The sequence below is a fragment of the Mesorhizobium sp. M7A.F.Ca.MR.245.00.0.0 genome, from assembly GCF_003997415.1.
Taxonomy (GTDB): Bacteria; Pseudomonadota; Alphaproteobacteria; order Rhizobiales; family Rhizobiaceae; genus Mesorhizobium.
The window spans coordinates 15,631-33,303 of sequence record NZ_RZTE01000003.1 but is presented as its reverse complement, the minus strand read 5'-3'; the positions used below and the strand labels follow the sequence as shown (position 1 = coordinate 33,303).

Below are 17,673 nucleotides of genomic sequence, written 5' to 3'. Positions count from 1 at the left end.
ATTTAGGAAGGTTTGCGACAATGCTGCTCAAGGATGAAGTTGGAATGCTGCAACGCGTTCCCTTGTTCTCCGGCATTGAGCCGGCAAAGCTCAAGCTGCTCGCGTTCACATCCGATCGCGTGAATTACAGCGCCGGCCAGATTCTTTTCCGGCAGGGCGACGAGGCAGACGCTGCCTATGTCATCCTTTCAGGCAGGGCGGATATTCTGGTCGATTCCGACAGCGGGCCGATAAAGGTTGCCGAACTGCTGCCAAATTCGATCGTCGGCGAGATCGCCATATTGTGCAACAGCTCCCGCACTGCCACCGTCAGCGCGGCAAGTGATCTGGAGGCCTTGAGAATCCGCAAGGACCATTTCCTGAGGCTTATGAAAGAGTTCCCGGAAATGACCATCGAGATATTGCGGGTTCTTGCCGATCGGCTAAGCCATACGACCGCGGATCTGATCGACGCACGAAGCGCCTAGAGCTATGATGAGCGAAAGGTAGCATGGACGACGATTTTTTCCTGGTCAGATTTTGGGGCGTGCGCGGCAGCATTGCTGTATCCGGGCCAGAATTCGCTCGCTATGGCGGCAACACAATCTGCATTGAGATGCGATGCGGCAAGCATACGCTTCTGTTCGACGCAGGTTCTGGCCTGCGGCCTGCCGGTAGGGCGCTTCAGGCGTCGGATGTGACCGATTTCGACCTGCTTTTCACCCATTGCCATTACGATCACATCATCGGGCTGCCGGCTTTTGCGCCTATCTTCGACCCGAGCGTCAAGCTTACGCTTTGGTCCGGGCATCTTGCAGGACGCATGACGACCCGGCAGATTATCGATGAGTTCATACGGCCGCCGTGGTTTCCGGTGAAAATGAACGTCTGCAAGGCAAATCTCGACTGCCGCGATTTTGTATCCGGAGACGTGCTTCGGCCGCGCGAAGGGGTGGTGGTTCGGACCGGCAGTCTCACCCATCCGGGAGGCTGCATAGGCTACCGGATCGAATGGGGCGGCCGCGTCGTGGCGGTGATCACCGACACCGAGCACGAGCCGGACAAACTCGATCAGTCGGTGCTCGACCTGATCGAAGATGCCGACCTCGTCATTTACGATTGCACCTACACCGAGAAGGAAATGGAACGCCGCCGCGGTAACGGGCACTCGACATGGCAACAGGGCGTCAAGCTCTGTGAGGCTGCTGGTGCACGGGCGCTTGCGCTGTTTCACCACGATCCGACACGCACCGACGAGCAACTGGACGAGATGGAGAAGCTGGCCAAGGACAGGTTTGCCGGCGCTTTTGCCGCGCGGGATGGCCAGATGCTCAAATTCCCGGTCTCATCGCACAGAAAGCGCTGAGCTATTTTCCTTTACCCCCGCGGCGCCCGATCAATGTCCTGATCGGAAGCCATGCACAGGGTTCAGCCTGTGCGGTGACTGTCAACAATCGTTCGAGGAAAAGCCAGGCCGATTCATCATGTACAAGATGGTGGGTGAGCAGGCCGATCGGCTCGCCGTCGGATGCATGCTGCAAGTGTGCGATGATAGCCTGGACCAATAGACCATGATCGAGGCAGCCGCGCGTGCCATGCCAATCCATGATGTCGACATTGCTGTTGATGACCGTCAATGAAGCCGGCTTCGGCGGCCCATAGACTGACAAGGCCGCAAAACCTATCGATCCAAGGTCGGATACCACGCCGGCGTCGATCCTGTTCCATGGCGGCACCAGCATCGGAACGGCACGTGCGCCGTGCAGGCCGGTTACTCGCGACAGTCCGCGAGCCAGATCATCGAGCACCGCCTCGCGTGGCCGATGCGCGCCGAGCTCCTGCTTTTTCTGGTCCTCGGGCGCATGATTTCGGTGCGCCCAGCCATGGATCGCGACCGTGGCATGCGGGGCCTCGTCAAGCCGGGCGACAAGCTTCGCGTCGGTCAGGGCCGGAATGACGGCCAGAGTGACCGGAACCGCGAATTCACCGGTGAGGTCGAGCAGCCGATTAAGCGCAGGCATCGGATCCACGGCGTCGTCGTCGCGCAGCCAGAACTCCGCCTTGCGGCCCGCCCGTTGCAGGCGCGCCAGCTCTTCCACCAAGGGCTGCCAGATCGGATCGGACATCATGAGTCCGGGATCTTCGCAATAAGTCCGGCCAGACGCGCAGCTGCGTCACCGAGGGAACGTTCTTCGAGAACGAAACGCCTGGCTTCCGCGGCCATGATGGTTCTTTCGTCGTCACGGGCCAGAAGCCTTTCAATGGCGGAAGCGAACGCCGCGACATCGCCCGGCGGGGTTAGAAACCCGGTCTGGCCATCCCGCACGACCTCCGGCACGCCGGCGATGTCCTGGGCCACCACCGGAAGACCGGCGGCCTGTGCTTCAAGATAGGCAACGCCGTAGGCCTCGCCATAACCCGGCCAGACATAGATTCCCCCGGTGTAAAGGACATCCGGCACGGCGGCTGGCTCGATCGAGCCAATCCACTCGATACGATCGGCGGGCAGGCCGGCGAATTGCGCTTCGACCTCGTCGCGGGCTGGGCCGTCTCCGACGACCGACATGGTCCAGGGCAGATGACCTATCAAGCCGAGCGCTTGCGCCAGCATGCGATAGCTGCCCAGTTTGTCGCCCGGGCGCATCATGGCGACGGTAATGAGGCGCGTCGGACAACCCCGTGCCGGGATTTCCCGGAATGCCGATGTGTCGATGAAGGGCGAAAGCATACCGAAAGCGGCCTTGGGAATAGCATCCGCCAGTCCCTGACGATCCCTTTGGGTGAAGCAGATGTTCATCGCCGCCTGTTCGATGGCTCGCGCCACCAATGCTTGGCTATCGGCCCACAAGCCGGCATCGCGTCGCCTGGAATAGGAGGCTTCCGCTGTCACATAGGGGACAGCAAAGGCCGACGCCAGCTCCGGCCCGATCAAGTCGGGCGCCTTGTAATAAGGATGGTAGGTGAACCAGAGATCGGGCTTGCCGTCACGATCCCAAAGCTTGGTCAGCCGCACGGCTTCCTCTGCGGCCTCGATCTTTAGTGCCTCGAAACTTTTCGACTCCGGCTGGCGTAGATAGAAGCGCAACTCAGATGCCAGTTCGACGCTATGCCCTCCGTGCTCCAGCGCTTTGACAAGCATCCGTGCCATCTGGCGGTCGCCGGAAACAACGGGATGATTGGGTGACTTCAGCGGCGCGTAGAAGGCAATTCGCATCGCGCGACCCTATCACCGGAAAGCCTGCGCAAGTCAATTTCCAAGCGTAATCGACTTCACCTTCAAGCCGTGGAATATGCTATCTAATGGCCATGGAAACAGCTGTCGCGTCCGACCCGTTTGTCGCTTCTTTGCCGGTCTTCGCAAAGTTCGAAAGCGTTGCCGACATCGATAACTATCGGCCCCTCCCCGATGGCTGGGCGCTGGCCACTGCCGACATTGTCGGCTCGACCAAGGCGATCGAGGCGGGGCGCTATAAAACCGTCAATATGGCCGGCGCAAGCGTCATTTCGGCGCTGCTCAATGCGCTGGGTCGGCAAGACCTCCCCTTTGTCTTCGGCGGCGACGGCGCGCTCGTGGCGTTTCCCGGCTCGGCGCTGGAGATCGCCCGCAACGCGCTGGCGGCCGTCCAAAGGTGGGTGGCGGACGAACTGGGCCTTACCTTGCGCGCCGCGATCGTACCGATAGGGGACATAAGGGCGCATGGCCTCGACGTTCGCGTGGCGAGGTTCCGGGCTTCCGAAGCGGCCTTCTATGCCATGTTCGCCGGCGGTGGCGGCAGTTGGGCGGAAGCTGAGATGAAAGCGGGGCGCTACCGCATCGATCCCGCGCCGGCCGGCGCGCGGCCGGATCTGACCGGCCTCTCCTGCCGTTGGAACCCGATCGAGGCCCGGCATGGCGAAATCGTCTCGATCATAGCCACACCGGGGGCGTCGCGCGACTTGCGCGGGTTTCAGTTTCTGGCTTCCGACATCATCGCCCTCGCCGGCAGGCAGGAGCGCGATGGCCACCCGGTGCCGGTGGACGGCCCAGGCTACAGTCTGCTGCCCGCCGGCCTGGATGTCGAGGCGCGGGCGATGGCCCCGGCAGGATGGCGGTGGCGGTCGAAGCTGTGGATCGTGTTCCTGATGACGCTTACGGCTGCAACCGATCGATTTGGCTGGACGATTGGCCGTTTCGATCCGAAGGTCTACAAACGCGAGGTGGCCAGCAATTCGGATTTCCGAAAGTTCGACGACGGCTTGAAGATGACCATCGACGTTGACGCGGATGTGCTGCATCGGATCCAAGACCGGCTGAAGCAGGCGGAAGAAGCGGGCATCTGCAATTATGGCCTGCACCGCCAGAAGTCCGCCTTGATGACCTGCCTCGTCATCTCGCCGCTGCAGCGCGATCACGTTCACTTCATCGATGGCGCCGCCGGCGGCTACGCGATGGCTGCCGCAAGCCTGAAGGCGAAGGCGCAGGTCTGCTGACTGCTTGCGGAATTCGATTTCCGCAATATGCCCTCACTCATGGTTCTTGGCACCGGTGAGCCTCGCCATGGGAGCGGGTTACCTGTCCGAATTGACGGGAAAGCAGATTTTTTGGACGCCCCACGGAAGCCGGAGAGGATCCCCCGAAGGATTCGATGCTGTCGTCGTGGCAAACCGGCCCACGACGCGATTGACTATCAGGCGATCGCTGATCACGCTCCTCTGATCGTCGACACACGCAATGTTTTTGGCCGTCTCGGGGTGGCCCAAGAGACAGTGGTGAAGGCCCGACGGTGTCTGAGACGGCGAATTCTTTGCCCGATGTCAGGATCGAGATTGCACTCCGCCGGAAGCCTCGCCACATAGGGTTCCAGGTGATAGATGCTGTTTTACGCCTGCTTCCTTCCTGCAAGGAGTTATTTAGGAAATTCTTCGCCGGCTTTCGTCGCCGAAGCCGGCTTCACTGACTTCGATTGTGTGGCGGATCAAAGGAGATGGCTCGTCTTCGACGGGTTTGAGATGGCATGAGCACAGCGCAAGCAGAAATTTCCACCATTCTCATGGATAAAGTTGCCGACTGGCTGAGCCAATCGGCGCTGGCGGGCAACGACCTGGAAACATTGGTAAAGGGCTTTTGTGAACGGCTGGCTGCTGCCGGCCTGCCGCTGAAGCGGGTGCATTTGAGCTTTTCGATGCTTCATCCGCTTTATGACGCGCTTGGCTTTACCTGGCTTCGCGGCCAGGGTCTGGAAGTGGAAGGCTTCCGCAGTGAGAACGGCGTTCATTCCGACAGATTCCTGACCAGCCCATACTACCATCTGCTCAGCAACAAGCTCGACCACCTGCGGCGCCGGCTCGACCCGTCGGTGCGGTCGGAGTTTCCTGTTTTCGATGACCTCGGGCGTATGGGCGTCACCGACTACATGGCTTTCGTGCATCCCTTCAACGGCGATACCAGTCAGGGCATGATGGGGTCTTGGTCGACCGACAGTGCTTCAGGCTTCAGCGACGGCATGATTTCGGCGCTATTGCGGATCCAGAACTATCTCGCTATCGCCACTAAGATGGCGGTGCTCACCAAGCTCGCCGACAACATGATGACCACCTATCTTGGCGGCGACGCCGGCAGGCGTGTGCTGGATGGCCAGATCAAGCGCGGCGAAGGTGACACAATCCGGGCCGCACTCGTCATGGGCGATATGCGCGGGTCGACAAGGCTTGCCGAAACCTCCGGTCGCGAAATCTACATCGATACGCTGAACCAGTTTTTCGATGCCATCGCTGCGCCTTTCAATCGCAAAGGCGGGCAGATCATGAGTTTTCTGGGTGATGGCTTCATCGCCGTCTACCCCTGCGAAAGGCATCGCTCGCAGTCCGAGATCGCCTGCCAGGCTGCTCTTGCGGCAGCGCACAAGGCCAGCGCGCGCATGATGGAGCTCAATCTGCGTAGAAAGGAGCAGGGATTGGGCGACATTAAGTTTGGTATCGGCCTGCATGTCGGCAATGTGATGTTCGGCAACGTCGGACTTACCGACCGGCTGACATTCTCTGTCTTCGGCTCGGCTGTAAACGAGGTCCAGCGTCTCCAGACCCTGACCAAGAAATATCCGCACAGCGTTCTCGCCAGCAAGGACTTCGCCAGCTATTGCGGCGACAACAGTTGGCTGACGCTCGGCACGGAGGAACTGGCGGGTAGCAAGCAGAAGCTGACGGTGCTTTCACCCGATTTGTCGGGTGCTCTCGCTCTCGATGAAGACGCTGCGCCGATTCACGACCGGATATCGGACGCCGAGCAGGTCATGCTGCTTCATCGCGATGCCGCGCGGTTGTCGGCAAGCGACCGGAGAAAGCTTCAGTAACCGACACGATCCGGTCCGAAAGCCTTGGTGTGCAGCCCGGTCGCCGGTTCCGTAGCTGAATTCGATTCGAATCCAAGTTGCTCTAGGCTGGCAATACGCTAGTCTCGTTTTTTGGGTCTGCCGCCCGGCAGACTGCCAGAGTGGGGCTGGTGTGAGGATGAATTCGGGCATTGATCTGCTGCGGATCGAGGATCTTGGCATCTCTTTTGCCATAATCGGGGGACCGTTGCATGCCGTCAGGCGCGCAAATCTCCGCGTCCTGCCCGGCAAGGTTACCGCGCTGGTGGGAGAGTCCGGTTCCGGAAAATCGGTTCTCAGCCAGGCAGTGATGGGCATTTTGCCGAATACGGCCCATGTTCGCGGCCGTATCCTGTTTTCCGATCCTGAAAAGCCCGGAACGACGCAGGATATCCTGCAGATGCAGCGTGACGGAACCGAAATCCGGGCGTTGAGAGGCAGCCGCATCGGCAAAATCTTTCAGGAGCCAATGACATCGCTGTCGCCGCTGCACACGATCGGCAACCAGGTCAGCGAATCCCTGCAGATTCATACGCCTATGGCTCGGGCGGAGCGCAAGGCGCGGACCGAGGAAATGCTCGGCCTTGTCGGCTTCCCCAATCCCAAACGCGCCTATGACATGTATCCCTTTGAACTTTCGGGAGGATTGCGGCAACGCGCCATGATCGCCATGGCGCTCATCTGCCGGCCTGCTTTGTTGATCGCCGACGAGCCGACGACGGCGTTGGACGTCACCATCCAGGCGCAAATCCTGCATTTGCTGCGCGGGCTTCAGACCAAGCTGAACATGGCGATGCTGCTGATCACGCACGACCTTGGCGTGGTCGCCAATGTCGCCGACGAGGTGGTGGTCATGTACCATGGCGAGATCATGGAAATGGGGCCTGTCGAGGCGATATTCCGCCGGCCGGGCCACCCTTACCTGAAGGGCCTGATGGCAGCCGTTCCGCATTTCGACCTGAAGCCTGGTGAAAGGCTAAAGGCGCTCCGCGAGGTGCCGGTGAATGTTGGGAACCTGCTCGGCAAGCAGACTGCGCCGGCATCGAAGGGGCCGGAGGACATTCTGCTTTCGGTGAGGGATCTGACAAAGACCTTCACCACCCGCAAGTCCGGATGGTTCAGCGGGGGTCATCAAACCTCTGTTCGCGCCGTGGACGGCGTGAGCTTCGACATCAGGCGGGGTGAGTGTCTGGGTCTGGTCGGCGAAAGCGGCTGTGGCAAAACAACCGTCAGCAAGATCCTCATGCGGGCCATCACCCCCAGCGGCGGTTCTGTGATCTTCAACGGCCGCGATGGACCGACCGACGTCCTGGGCGCAGAGGGAGATGCCCTGCGCATATTGCGCGCGAAAATCCAGATGGTCTTCCAGGACCCGGTTTCGTCGCTTTCACCTCGCATGACGGTGGAGAACATCTTGAGCGAGCCGCTGGAGATCCATCAACGTGGCAATGCGGCGTCCCGACTCGCCACGGTCAAGAGCCTGATGCAGGCAATCGGGCTCGATCCGCGCTTCATAAAGCGCTATCCGCACAGTTTCTCCGGCGGGCAACGTCAGCGCATCGGCATCGCGCGTGCGTTGGCGCTAGGGCCCGAACTCCTGATCTGCGACGAGCCGGTTTCGGCGCTCGATGTCTCTGTCCAGGCGCAGATCCTGAATCTTCTGAAGGACCTGCAAAAAGAACTGGGCCTGACCTACCTGTTCATATCCCACAATCTGGCGGTGGTGGACTACATGGCAGACCGCATCGCGGTGATGTGCGGCGGGCGTATCGTCGAGCTTGCGCCGCGCGAAATTCTGCTCAGAAAACCAATCCACCCCTACACGCGCTCCCTGGTCGCCGCGGTACCTTTCCCCGATCTCGACAGGCCGATGGATTTCAAGACGCTGAAGCTCAGCGGAGCTTCCGACACCAGCGCATGGGGACCGCAATTCCGCGACGAGGGCGACGAAGATAGGCTGTCACCACTCGATCTTGGCGGTGGCCACCTCGTGCTGGCGAGACATTCGGCCGATATCAGTGAGTTACGCCATTGATCAGCCGGCGCACCGTCCTTGGTCTCATGGCTTCGGCATTTCTGCCAGGGACGTCGCGCGCCGGCGATCTGGAGCCGGAATTTCTTCGGCAACAACTGACGGTCAAGGCGCTGCCGGCACTCGCTGAGCGCCTGCCCAAGAGTCCGCGCGCGCTGAATCTCGCTGCAATGGGCCGGCTGCCCGGCCAGTATGGCGGCACGCTGCGGACAATCATCGGCAGCCAGAAAGATATCCGGATGATGACGATCTACGGGTATTCTCGCCTGGTCGGCTATGACGAAAAGCTCAACATGCAACCCGACATTCTCGAGCGTTTCGACGTGGCGGATGATCGCGTCTTCACCTTCAAGATACGGGAAGGGCACAAATGGTCTGACGGCAGCCTGCTGACGCCGGAGGATTTTCGCTATTGTTGGGAAGATGTCTGGCTGAACGACGAGCTTTCGCAAGGCGGGCTCGCCCCCGCCCTGCTGGCGGACGGCAAGCCGCCACGCTTCGAGATCGTCGATCCGTTGACGGTCCGCTACAGCTGGGATGCGCCCAATCCAGACTTCCTGCCCAAGCTCGCTGCCGCTTCGCCGCTATCGCTTGTCCTGCCGGCCGCCTATCTCAAGCAGTTCCACAAGAAATATCAGGATTCATTCCGGCTCGCCGGCCTGATGAAGGAGAACCGGACCCAGAAATGGACGCTCCTGCATATCCGCATGTCGCGGCAGTATCGCCCGGAGAACCCGGAACTGCCGACGCTCGACCCCTGGCAGAACCGGACCAAGCCGCCGGCCGAGCAATTCATCTTCGAGCGCAACCCGTTCTTTCATCGAATAGACGAGAACGGCCGGCAACTGCCCTACGTTGACCGGATCATCATGAATGTCAGCTCATCGGCGATCATCTCCGCCAAGACCGGTGCGGGCGAGAGCGACCTGCAATGCATGGGAATTGACTTCAGCGACTACTCCTTCCTGAAAGACGCGGAGAAGCGCTATCCGGTGAAGATGCACCTGTGGAAACGTACACAGGGTTCTCGGCTGGCGCTGCTGCCGAATCTGAATTGCGCCGACCAGGTGTGGCGTGGCCTTCTGCGTGACGTGCGCGTGCGCCGCGCACTTTCGCTCGCCGTGGACAGGCGCGAGATCAATATGGCCGTGTTCTATGGATTGGCGCAGGAAAGCGCCGATACCGTCTTGTCCGAGAGCCCGCTCTACCGGCCGGAATTCGCTAAAGCTTGGGTTGCCCATGATCCCGAGCAGGCCAATGCACTGCTCGACGAGGTCGGGCTTCTGGCACGTGACGATGACGGCCTGCGGATACTTCCCGATGGACGCTCTGCCCAGATAATCGTGGAAACCGCCGGCGAAAGCACACTGGAAACCGACGCGCTCGAACTCATCACCGATCACTGGCGAAAGATCGGCATCGCCCTGTTCATCCGGACTTCGCAGCGCGACATCTTCCGCAGCCGCGCGCTTGGCGGCCAGATCATGATGTCGATGTGGTCGGGCATCGACAATGGCGTGCCGACCGCCGACATGAACCCGAGCCAGCTGGCCCCCACCATCGACGATCAACTGCAATGGCCGCTCTGGGGTGCTCACTACTTGTCTCACGGCAAGATGGGCGAGGCGCCCGATCTTCCTGAAGTGATCGAGTTGATGGCTTTGCTCAAGCGCTGGAACGCATCGACCGAAGCGACAGAGCGCGCCGAAATCTGGAATTCGATGCTGTCGATCTACACCGATCAGGTGTTTTCGATCGGGACCGTGAACGGAACGCATCAGCCGATTCTGGTGTCCTCACGGCTGCGCAATCTGCCTGACAAGGCGCTCTTCGGCTACGATCCGACCGCCTATTTCGGTGTCTACATGCCGGATACATTCTGGCTTGGAGAGTCCTGAGCGTGCTTCGATATATTGTCTGGCGCATTACTGTGATGGTTCCAACGCTGCTGGTGATATCAGCGCTGGTGTTCACGATCATCGAACTTCCCCCCGGCGACTATTTCGACAGCTATGTCGCCGAGCTTCGGGCGCAGGGCGAAGGGGTGGATTCCGATCGCATCGAGATGATGCGCAAGGAATATGGTTTCGACAAGCCGCCGATCATTCGCTACTTCTACTGGGTCGGCGGGATGCTGCACGGCGATTTCGGCTATTCCTTCGAATATGAGCTGCCGGTTCGCGACGTCGTCGGGGACCGAATGTGGCTGACCGTGCTGGTTTCCTTCGTGACGATCATCTTCACCTGGCTCATCGCCTTTCCGATCGGCATGTACTCCGCGACGCATCAATACAGTTGGGGCGATTACGGCCTGACCTTTTTCGGCCTCCTGGGCCTTGCCATTCCGAACTTCATGCTGGCGCTGATCCTGATGTATTTCGCCAACATCTGGTTCGGCACGTCCCTCGGCCATCTCATGGACCCGCAATATCTCAGCGAGCCGATGAGCTGGGCCAAGGCGAAGTCGATACTCGCCCATCTCTGGATCCCGGTCTTGATCATCGGCACCGGGGGCACGGCAAGCATGATCCGGCGGCTGCGCGCCAATCTGCTCGATGAGCTACACAAGCAATATGTGGTGACCGCGCGCGCCAAAGGCCTTCATCCATTCAAGGCGCTGGTCAAATATCCGCTGCGCATGGCGCTCAATTTCTTCATTTCCGACATCGGCTCTATCCTGCCGGCCATCATCTCCGGCGCCGAAATCACGGCGATCGTGCTGTCTTTGGAAACGACCGGGCCGATGCTGATCAAGGCCTTGCAAAGCCAGGACATGTATCTGGCGGGGTCGTTCCTGATGTTCCTAGCCTTCCTGACAGTCATCGGTGTCCTGATTTCCGACCTGGCGCTGGCGGTGCTTGATCCACGAATTCGTTTGCAGGGCGGCAGCACCAAATGAAGACGGATTCGCCGCTCCCCGCTCCGGGTGCTCCACTAGAACACTACGTTTCCAGCGCGCCCTTTGACCTGCAGTCGGTCGAGGCGATGACGGCGGAGCAGTCGAAGGTCTTTCAGGCGTCGCAGTTGCGGTTGATGTGGTGGAAATTCCGCATGCACCGGCTTGCCCTTGTATCCGGCATATTCCTGATAGTGCTTTATTTCGGGATATTGATCTGCGAGTTTCTGGCGCCGTACAATCTGCACACGCGCAACATGGACTATATCTATTCGCCGCCGCAGCAGGTGCACCTGTTCCACAACGGCGAGTTCGTCGGGCCGTTCGTCTATGGCCGCCAGATGACGCTGGACATGGACACGCTCAAGCGGAACTACATCGACGACCAGGGCGATGTTCAGCGGCTCCGTTTCTTCTGCAAGGGCGACAGTTACCGGTTCTGGGGCCTGATCGAAGGTGACAGGCATTTTGTCTGCGCTGCCGAAAACGGTCAGCTCTTTCTGGCCGGCACCGACAGGCTGGGGCGCGACGTGCTCTCGCGCATGATCTATGGCGCACGCATTTCACTGACAATCGGCCTCGTCGGCATCAGTTTCAGCTTCCTGCTCGGCATCGTCATCGGCGGACTGGCCGGTTATCACGGCGGTATCTTCGACCTGATCGTTCAACGGATAATCGAAGTTCTGCAATCGATTCCCAGCATTCCGCTATGGCTGGCCCTGGCGGCGATCATGCCGATAACCTGGAGTCCGATCCTGATCTATTTCGGCATCACCGTGATCCTCGGAGTGCTCGACTGGACCGGACTGGCGCGGGCCGTGCGTTCAAAGCTTCTGGCCTTGCGCGAGGAGGATTACGTTCTGGCCGCGCAGTTGATGGGCGCCGGGAGCAGCCGCATCATCGGCCGGCATCTCATTCCCGGCTTCATGTCGCATCTGATCGCGACGGCGACGCTCTCCATTCCCGGCATGATCCTGGGCGAAACGGCGCTGAGCTTCCTCGGGCTCGGCCTGAGAGCGCCGATAACCAGCTGGGGCATCCTGCTCACCGAGGCGCGCAGCGTCAGCGTGATCGCATTCTATCCATGGCTGCTTTTGCCGATGCTTCCCGTCATTCTCGTCATCATGGCGTTTAACTTCCTCGGTGACGGCTTGCGGGACGCCGCAGATCCCTACAAGTGAGGTTGTTATTTTGCCGCGCGCCGTGCCGCCTATTCCACCCGGTATGATCCTGCCGGCTGCCTGTACGGTTGTTGCAGTGTTCATGGTCCGCCTCTATATGTGCCGACACGTGATCGAGTTTGGCACTACGCCTTCGGGATTCACCCGTGAACAGTTCTTGTCGGCGGCATTGACGATCTCTTGCTGGTTCAGGACACACAAAAGCATATGAGTCGCCTCGAGAATTTCATCAGCAGGATGACCGCACAGCGCGACATTCTCGACCAAGTCTGCGTCGAGGTGGCGAAGATGGAGGGGCTTGTACTCGAGCTCGGCCTCGGCAACGGTCGGACGTTCCACCATCTGCGCGAGCGCCTGCCCGGGCGCCGGATCGTGGTGTTCGATCGCGAAGTCGGCGCACATGCCAGCTCAATTCCCGAAGCCGAAAACCTCGTGCTCGGCGAAATACGCGAGACGGCCCGCAAGTTCATTGGCATCGAAGCCGCCCTTGTTCATGCCGACATCGGCACCGGCTATGACGATCGGGATGCAGTGACTGCTACCTGGCTTCCCGATCTGATTGCGAGCCTGCTTCGGGTCGGCGGCTTCGCGGTCAGTGGCACGCCGCTCGATCACCCGCTGCTGCAACGCCTCCCGGCGCCGACTTCAGAGCCCGCCGATCGTTATTTCCTCTGCAAGCGCGTGTGAGCGGCCGAGAGCGCCTCATCTTTTCACGCAAACGCTGCTCTACTGCAATTCCAAGGGAAAGTGCTACGCGTTTTTCCCGAAAAACCGTTTACACTTTCCCTGGGATTGCTCTGGACGGCCCAATTGCTCAGGGGATTGTATACACCGCGATCTCCCGCTCGATGCCACGCAGCGAGACTTCGTGAGGCACGGGCGTCAGAGCGTTCCTACGCAACAGATCGGCGGTGAGATTGTCGTCGACCACCGCGCGGGTTGCGAAGATAGCCTGTGCGTTGGCCAGGTTCTGGACCCGTGAAGCAATGTTGACCGTCTGGCCGAAATAGTCCTGTCGCTCGTTCATGGACACGGCGATGCAGGGGCCGGCATGGACACCGATCTTGAGCAGTAGATCCTCGCGCCCGCTTCTGTCATTGAGCGCACGCATGGCATCACGCATCCTGAGGGCCGCAGCCATCGCGCGATCAGGCGTCGCGAATGTCGCCATCACCGCATCACCGATGGTCTTCACCACCGCGCCTGCCTCCGCCGCGACGATCTCGTGCAGAACCTGGAAATGCACGCGCACGAGATCGAAGGCTGAAAGGTCGCCCACCCGCTCGTAAAGCGCGGTCGATCCGCGCAGGTCGGTGAACAGGAAGGTGAGGCTGGTGATCTTCAGGCGCTGGTTGATGTCGAGCGTATCCGTACGATAGAGGTCGCGGAACGTCTGGTTGGTGAGCAGGCGCTTGGCGGTCAGAAAAGGCCGGCGTTTGCCCAGGAGATTATGCAATGCCTCGCCGGCGATGAAGACTGCCGGCAGCACGCGGGTGTCGGTCCTGTTTTCCAGCGAAATACGCAGCGGACCAGGTTGCATTTCCAGTGTCTGGTTCTGGACATGGTCGCGGTCGAAAGCCAACGACAGGCTTCGCCGCTCTTTTGTTGGTTCGCCCTTCGCGTCGATGAACTGCGCTGAATGGGTGACCGGCTCGAAGACGATGATGAATTCGGACGGAAGCTGTATGGGCAGAACGGCCTTTTCACCCGGCGCCAGCTCGATATCCTCCAGCGAGAACGCTTCTATGTTTTTCGCCAAACCCTCTTCCGGCAGATCGACGCCGGATCCCCAGTAAATCTGGCGAAAATATTCCACCAACGGCAGTTCGTGTGGATTGTGGGCGGCAATCCTGCGCACGCGAGGGCTGACGGTGAATGTCACCTCAACCATCTCATCGAGGGTCGGCGAATAGCCTTCGGAGCATAGCGCGCAGGTGTATTCGTCCTTCTGCAGGGTTTTCAGCGTAGCGTTGGTGTCGAGCACGCCGCCACAGCCGGGGCACAGAACATTCCATGAAATGTCGAAGATGCCTACCCGCGCCGCATGGAGGAAGGCGCTGATGGCGCGTTCCTCGTCGAGGCCATGCTTGCTGGCGAAAGCCGGCACATTGATGCGGCAAAGTTCATAATCCTTGCCTTCCGCGATGGTCCGCCGGATCGCGTCGATTGCCTGGGGATCGACATCGGTCGATTGCCGCAAAAGCGAGAACAGATCCTGAATTTCGGTCATCGTGCAGGCTCCGGAAAATGCACCCCCGAGGTGGTTGACCGGAACCGGTCTTCGTTCCGTGCGCTCCATCTTACTTCGAAACGGATCGTACGGCCATTCGAATGGAAAAGCCCGCCGACGTGTCAATTCCGTCGGGATTTTCACCGATCGCAAGCGGTACTATGGTGGGTCCATGGGGTATTCATCTTTGGGACTTTCTCCCGCGCCGACACCCGACAACCCGCCATTTCCCGCGGCCTTGCGGCTTTTCTCGGCGGGGGTCATCATCGTCCTGATTGTCGGCGCCGGCCTTTTTTTCGCGCCTGCGCTGGTCAGGCCGCGCTGGCCTTGGGCCGTCACGCCGTTCAACGCCCGCTTCCTCGGCGGCTTCTACACCGCCGAAATGGCCGTGATGGCGGCGCTGCTGGTCTGGAATCGCTGGTCGCCAGGCAGGCTAGTGCTTGTCATGGCCTTCATCTTCACCGTCATCGTTTCGGCGGCTTCGTTCATCAATCTCGGCTATTTCAACTTCGAGCGGATAGCGCCCTGGCTCTGGTTCTTGGTCTATCTTGCTTCGGTCGCGGTATCCGGGCTGTTCCTGTTACGGGCCGGGGGCCGTCCTTCCGCAAAGGGCGTGACCTTAAACTCTGCATGGCGCGGCTATATGTCGATGGAAATGGCGATCCTCGGGCTCTATGGCGTCGGTCTGTTGCTGTTTCCCCTGACATTCGGCGGCTTTTGGCCGTGGCCGATCGACGCCTTCCACGCTCAGGTTTACAGCGCCATCTTCCTCGCCGGAGCGGGCGGCACATATCTCGTCTGGAAAAGCGCGCCGCGCGAAGAGCTGCTGGTGCTCGGTCTGGCGCAGTTTCTGGTCGGCTTGTTTGCCATCCTTGGCCTTGTCATCACCGAGGCCGTAATGCACCGGATGGACTGGACGGCGACGGGAACATTGTGCTGGCTCGCCCTTTTCGGCTGGATCGGCATCAGCGGCATCTTCAAACTCTACGCCGTCTCCCGGTACTTCAGCGCGCAATCGGCATCATAGGATGATGAGATGGCTGGATTTTCAGATGATGTCCGGTGCATCGTGCCGGGCCTATTGCCTTTGCCGGGAAAGCCATGACCAGCACGACCTCGCCATTCCCAAAGAAAATCCAGCCGCAACTCCGGGCCATTCGGCCAAGCGATGCGGAGGCGCTTTGCGCCATCTTCAACATGCCGGGCTTCCGCTGGGGCACGCTCAGGATGCCATTCGAGATGGTGGAGCAGGTAGAACGGCGCATCACCAAGTCCGGCCAGGAAACCACCTGGATCGTTGCCGAGCTGGACGGCAAGGTCGTCGGCCATGGCAGCCTGGTCGTGCAGGGTTCGCCGCGCCGTTCGCACATCGGCGAGATCAATATCGGCCTTGACGATGGCTTTGTCGGCAAGGGTATCGGCTCTGCCATACTTGGCGCGCTGCTTGACGTGGCCGACAACTGGCGCGCCCTGAAGCGAGTCGAATTGACCGTCTATGCCGACAATGAACCGGCCATCCGCCTCTACACAAGCCACGGCTTCGAGATCGAAGGCCGGCATGTGAAGGCCGGCTTTACCGAAGGGCGGTATCACGACCTTCTGAGCATGGCCCGGCTGCGGTTCTGATGACCACGGACTTTGATCCGACCCTTAAGGCTCCGGTGGATGTTCTGGCAGTGCTATCACTGCTCTGCCCCGAAGTCGTGCGTGATATCGAGCAGAACTGGAATGCACCGGTTTCCGAATACGCCCGCCATCTGTGGCGGCCGGTGGCAAGGCCTGCTTCGGGTCCGGCGATCGCTGCCCGCTCGATCCTGCTCGATATACTGCACCAGCGCCTTAGTTTGATCATGCAGCCTGAAGAGGTCGTCAAGGCCCTCGAAGAATTCGACCACAGACCGGTGATCCAGTCCGGCCTACACTGCCTGCTGCTGATGGACCGGATCACCTTCGATGCCCTCCTGTTTGCCTGGCTCGCCGCGGTCGAAAACGGGCTGTCGGCCTTCGTCGGCTTCATGGGAACGACGATGACCATGGAGACAATTGGCCGGGAGGGGCCGGGATGGCTCGATGTCGGCGACGACAAGGTCAACTTGTTTGGCATGGGGCGCCACAAACTATGCCGCAAAAGCGCCTGCGCGGCCGGCCCGGTCACCCTCAACAAGCGGGCGCTCAAAGCGGTGGGCGACGAAACGGATGCCAGCCGCTGGCTGGGCACACTGCTCGCCAGCCAGGACAAGGTGTTTGGAACCGCCGCCGATGCACTGACAGAACTCAACGAGGATCTGGTCGCCGATTGGGATCGTTCCGGCATGGCTCGGCCGGTGTTCATCGATGACCGGCTCGCGGCTTCCGTCGTGGCGCGGCATCTGGACCATGACGGCAGCCTTCTTTCCAAGCTGCTCCTTGAGCCCGCAAGGCGTCAGCGTCTCGAACGTACCCTGCAAGAGACCGAATCGGGCCCATTTGGCAGATTCCTGCCCAATGCCACGGCCTATTTCTGGGGCATTCGCGAGGAGCGCGTGCGCAAGCTCGTCCTCGAGAACGGGCACCTGATCGAGCCTGAAAGGCCGAATGGTCTTTCCATCCCGTTCGAGCGGGCGCATCTCAAGCAGGCGCTGCTGGACGGCGTGCTGCTGCCGAACTTGTTCCTGACGTTCCTCGTTCTTGCCATATTGCCTCGCGTGCGGGTCGTGGGCGGCCTGAGGCAGATCGGTTATATAGCGCTTTTCCACTCGATCCTGCTGGCCGCGCTGGATGAAACCGCGCCGGAAGAGCGCGGTCTGGCTGCCGAGTTGCAGGTTCGGGAAAATGCCTGGGGCACCCGGGTCATCGATGAAAAAATGTCGGTCCGCGAACAGGTCGCCGGCCTGCCGGCAGGGAGGCTGTTTCCTGACCTGCTCGGGCACTACCGTTCGCACACCTTTGCCGAGACGACCGACGACCTGAAACTGGTTCGTGAAAACGCCCGATGGCGCAAGATCGGCCGAGCCTTTGGCGTCTGATCC

Annotated in this window: 15 protein-coding genes; 12 read left to right on the top strand and 3 right to left on the bottom strand. The window is 60.4% G+C overall.

The annotated features are described in order from the left end of the window. Positions 1-20: 20 nt before the first annotated feature. On the top strand, positions 21-467 hold the full coding sequence (locus EOB80_RS05190; protein WP_127292062.1) for a cyclic nucleotide-binding domain-containing protein: 447 nt from the start codon (positions 21-23) through the stop codon (positions 465-467). 23 nt (positions 468-490) lie between these two features. After that, positions 491-1,345, top strand: a complete 855-nt coding sequence (locus tag EOB80_RS05185) for an MBL fold metallo-hydrolase (protein WP_127320283.1) — start codon at positions 491-493, stop codon at positions 1,343-1,345. Position 1,346: 1 nt separating this feature from the next. Here EOB80_RS05185 and EOB80_RS05180 read toward each other — a convergent pair whose 3' ends face one another. Together EOB80_RS05180 and EOB80_RS05175 are read right to left on the bottom strand one after the other, a co-directional pair. After that, positions 1,347-2,108, bottom strand: a complete 762-nt coding sequence (locus EOB80_RS05180) for a polysaccharide deacetylase family protein (protein ID WP_127326883.1) — start codon at positions 2,106-2,108, stop codon at positions 1,347-1,349. Beyond that, positions 2,105-3,193 carry a glycosyltransferase family 4 protein gene (locus EOB80_RS05175; protein ID WP_127326882.1) on the bottom strand — a complete coding sequence of 363 codons (1,089 nt, stop codon included), beginning with the start codon at positions 3,191-3,193 and terminating at the stop codon, positions 2,105-2,107. The genes EOB80_RS05180 and EOB80_RS05175 overlap by 4 nt, the downstream gene beginning before the upstream one ends. A 92-nt stretch (positions 3,194-3,285) precedes the next feature. On the opposite strand from EOB80_RS05175, the gene EOB80_RS05170 reads away from it, so the two are divergent. From EOB80_RS05170 to EOB80_RS05135, 7 genes are all read left to right on the top strand, one after another. Further along, the gene (locus EOB80_RS05170; RefSeq protein ID WP_245463554.1) at positions 3,286-4,449 is read left to right on the top strand and encodes a DUF3095 domain-containing protein; all 1,164 of its coding nucleotides are present in this window, start codon (positions 3,286-3,288) and stop codon (positions 4,447-4,449) included. Between the two features lie 524 nt (positions 4,450-4,973). Further along, positions 4,974-6,308, top strand: a complete 1,335-nt coding sequence (locus EOB80_RS05160) for an adenylate/guanylate cyclase domain-containing protein (RefSeq protein ID WP_127320275.1) — start codon at positions 4,974-4,976, stop codon at positions 6,306-6,308. A gap of 157 nt (positions 6,309-6,465) precedes the next feature. Then, a complete protein-coding gene (locus EOB80_RS05155) occupies positions 6,466-8,361 on the top strand; it encodes an ABC transporter ATP-binding protein (protein ID WP_127320273.1) in 1,896 nt (631 codons plus the stop codon). Further along, on the top strand, positions 8,358-10,256 hold the full coding sequence (locus EOB80_RS05150) for an ABC transporter substrate-binding protein (RefSeq protein ID WP_127326881.1): 1,899 nt from the start codon (positions 8,358-8,360) through the stop codon (positions 10,254-10,256). Before EOB80_RS05155 ends, EOB80_RS05150 begins: the two co-directional genes overlap by 4 nt. A 2-nt stretch (positions 10,257-10,258) precedes the next feature. Further along, complete coding sequence (locus tag EOB80_RS05145) at positions 10,259-11,257, top strand: ABC transporter permease (protein ID WP_127326880.1); 999 nt, start codon at positions 10,259-10,261, stop codon at positions 11,255-11,257. Then, positions 11,254-12,435 carry an ABC transporter permease gene (locus tag EOB80_RS05140; RefSeq protein WP_127319624.1) on the top strand — a complete coding sequence of 394 codons (1,182 nt, stop codon included), beginning with the start codon at positions 11,254-11,256 and terminating at the stop codon, positions 12,433-12,435. The genes EOB80_RS05145 and EOB80_RS05140 overlap by 4 nt, the downstream gene beginning before the upstream one ends. Before the next feature lie 207 nt (positions 12,436-12,642). Then, positions 12,643-13,122, top strand: coding sequence for a class I SAM-dependent methyltransferase (locus tag EOB80_RS05135; RefSeq protein WP_023809557.1), 480 nt, complete (start codon positions 12,643-12,645; stop codon positions 13,120-13,122). A gap of 127 nt (positions 13,123-13,249) precedes the next feature. Here the strand turns inward: EOB80_RS05135 and EOB80_RS05130 are convergent, their stop codons facing one another. Further along, complete coding sequence (locus EOB80_RS05130; RefSeq protein ID WP_127326879.1) at positions 13,250-14,665, bottom strand: adenylate/guanylate cyclase domain-containing protein; 1,416 nt, start codon at positions 14,663-14,665, stop codon at positions 13,250-13,252. Positions 14,666-14,852: 187 nt separating this feature from the next. Between EOB80_RS05130 and EOB80_RS05125 the strand changes: the two genes are divergently transcribed. From EOB80_RS05125 to EOB80_RS05115, 3 genes are all read left to right on the top strand, one after another. Beyond that, complete coding sequence (locus EOB80_RS05125) at positions 14,853-15,692, top strand: hypothetical protein (RefSeq protein ID WP_245466246.1); 840 nt, start codon at positions 14,853-14,855, stop codon at positions 15,690-15,692. A gap of 74 nt (positions 15,693-15,766) precedes the next feature. Next, positions 15,767-16,291 (top strand): GNAT family N-acetyltransferase, encoded by a 525-nt coding sequence (locus EOB80_RS05120; RefSeq protein WP_127326877.1) that lies wholly within the window; start codon positions 15,767-15,769, stop codon positions 16,289-16,291. Further along, entirely contained in the window at positions 16,291-17,670 is a 1,380-nt protein-coding gene (locus EOB80_RS05115) for a hypothetical protein (protein WP_127326876.1), read from the top strand. Before EOB80_RS05120 ends, EOB80_RS05115 begins: the two co-directional genes overlap by 1 nt. Positions 17,671-17,673: the final 3 nt, after the last annotated feature.

Bases quoted from the DNA above. Each gene is read 5' to 3' on its own strand.
- EOB80_RS05190 (WP_127292062.1), top strand. From the start codon at position 21: ATGCTGCTCAAGGATGAAGTTGGAATGCTGCAACGCGTTCCCTTGTTC.
- EOB80_RS05185 (WP_127320283.1), top strand. From the start codon at position 491: ATGGACGACGATTTTTTCCTGGTCAGATTTTGGGGCGTGCGCGGCAGC.
- EOB80_RS05180 (WP_127326883.1), bottom strand. From the start codon at position 2,108: ATGATGTCCGATCCGATCTGGCAGCCCTTGGTGGAAGAGCTGGCGCGC.
- EOB80_RS05175 (WP_127326882.1), bottom strand. From the start codon at position 3,193: ATGCGAATTGCCTTCTACGCGCCGCTGAAGTCACCCAATCATCCCGTT.
- EOB80_RS05170 (WP_245463554.1), top strand. From the start codon at position 3,286: ATGGAAACAGCTGTCGCGTCCGACCCGTTTGTCGCTTCTTTGCCGGTC.
- EOB80_RS05160 (WP_127320275.1), top strand. From the start codon at position 4,974: ATGAGCACAGCGCAAGCAGAAATTTCCACCATTCTCATGGATAAAGTT.
- EOB80_RS05155 (WP_127320273.1), top strand. From the start codon at position 6,466: ATGAATTCGGGCATTGATCTGCTGCGGATCGAGGATCTTGGCATCTCT.
- EOB80_RS05140 (WP_127319624.1), top strand. From the start codon at position 11,254: ATGAAGACGGATTCGCCGCTCCCCGCTCCGGGTGCTCCACTAGAACAC.
- EOB80_RS05135 (WP_023809557.1), top strand. From the start codon at position 12,643: ATGAGTCGCCTCGAGAATTTCATCAGCAGGATGACCGCACAGCGCGAC.
- EOB80_RS05130 (WP_127326879.1), bottom strand. From the start codon at position 14,665: ATGACCGAAATTCAGGATCTGTTCTCGCTTTTGCGGCAATCGACCGAT.
- EOB80_RS05120 (WP_127326877.1), top strand. From the start codon at position 15,767: ATGACCAGCACGACCTCGCCATTCCCAAAGAAAATCCAGCCGCAACTC.
- EOB80_RS05115 (WP_127326876.1), top strand. From the start codon at position 16,291: ATGACCACGGACTTTGATCCGACCCTTAAGGCTCCGGTGGATGTTCTG.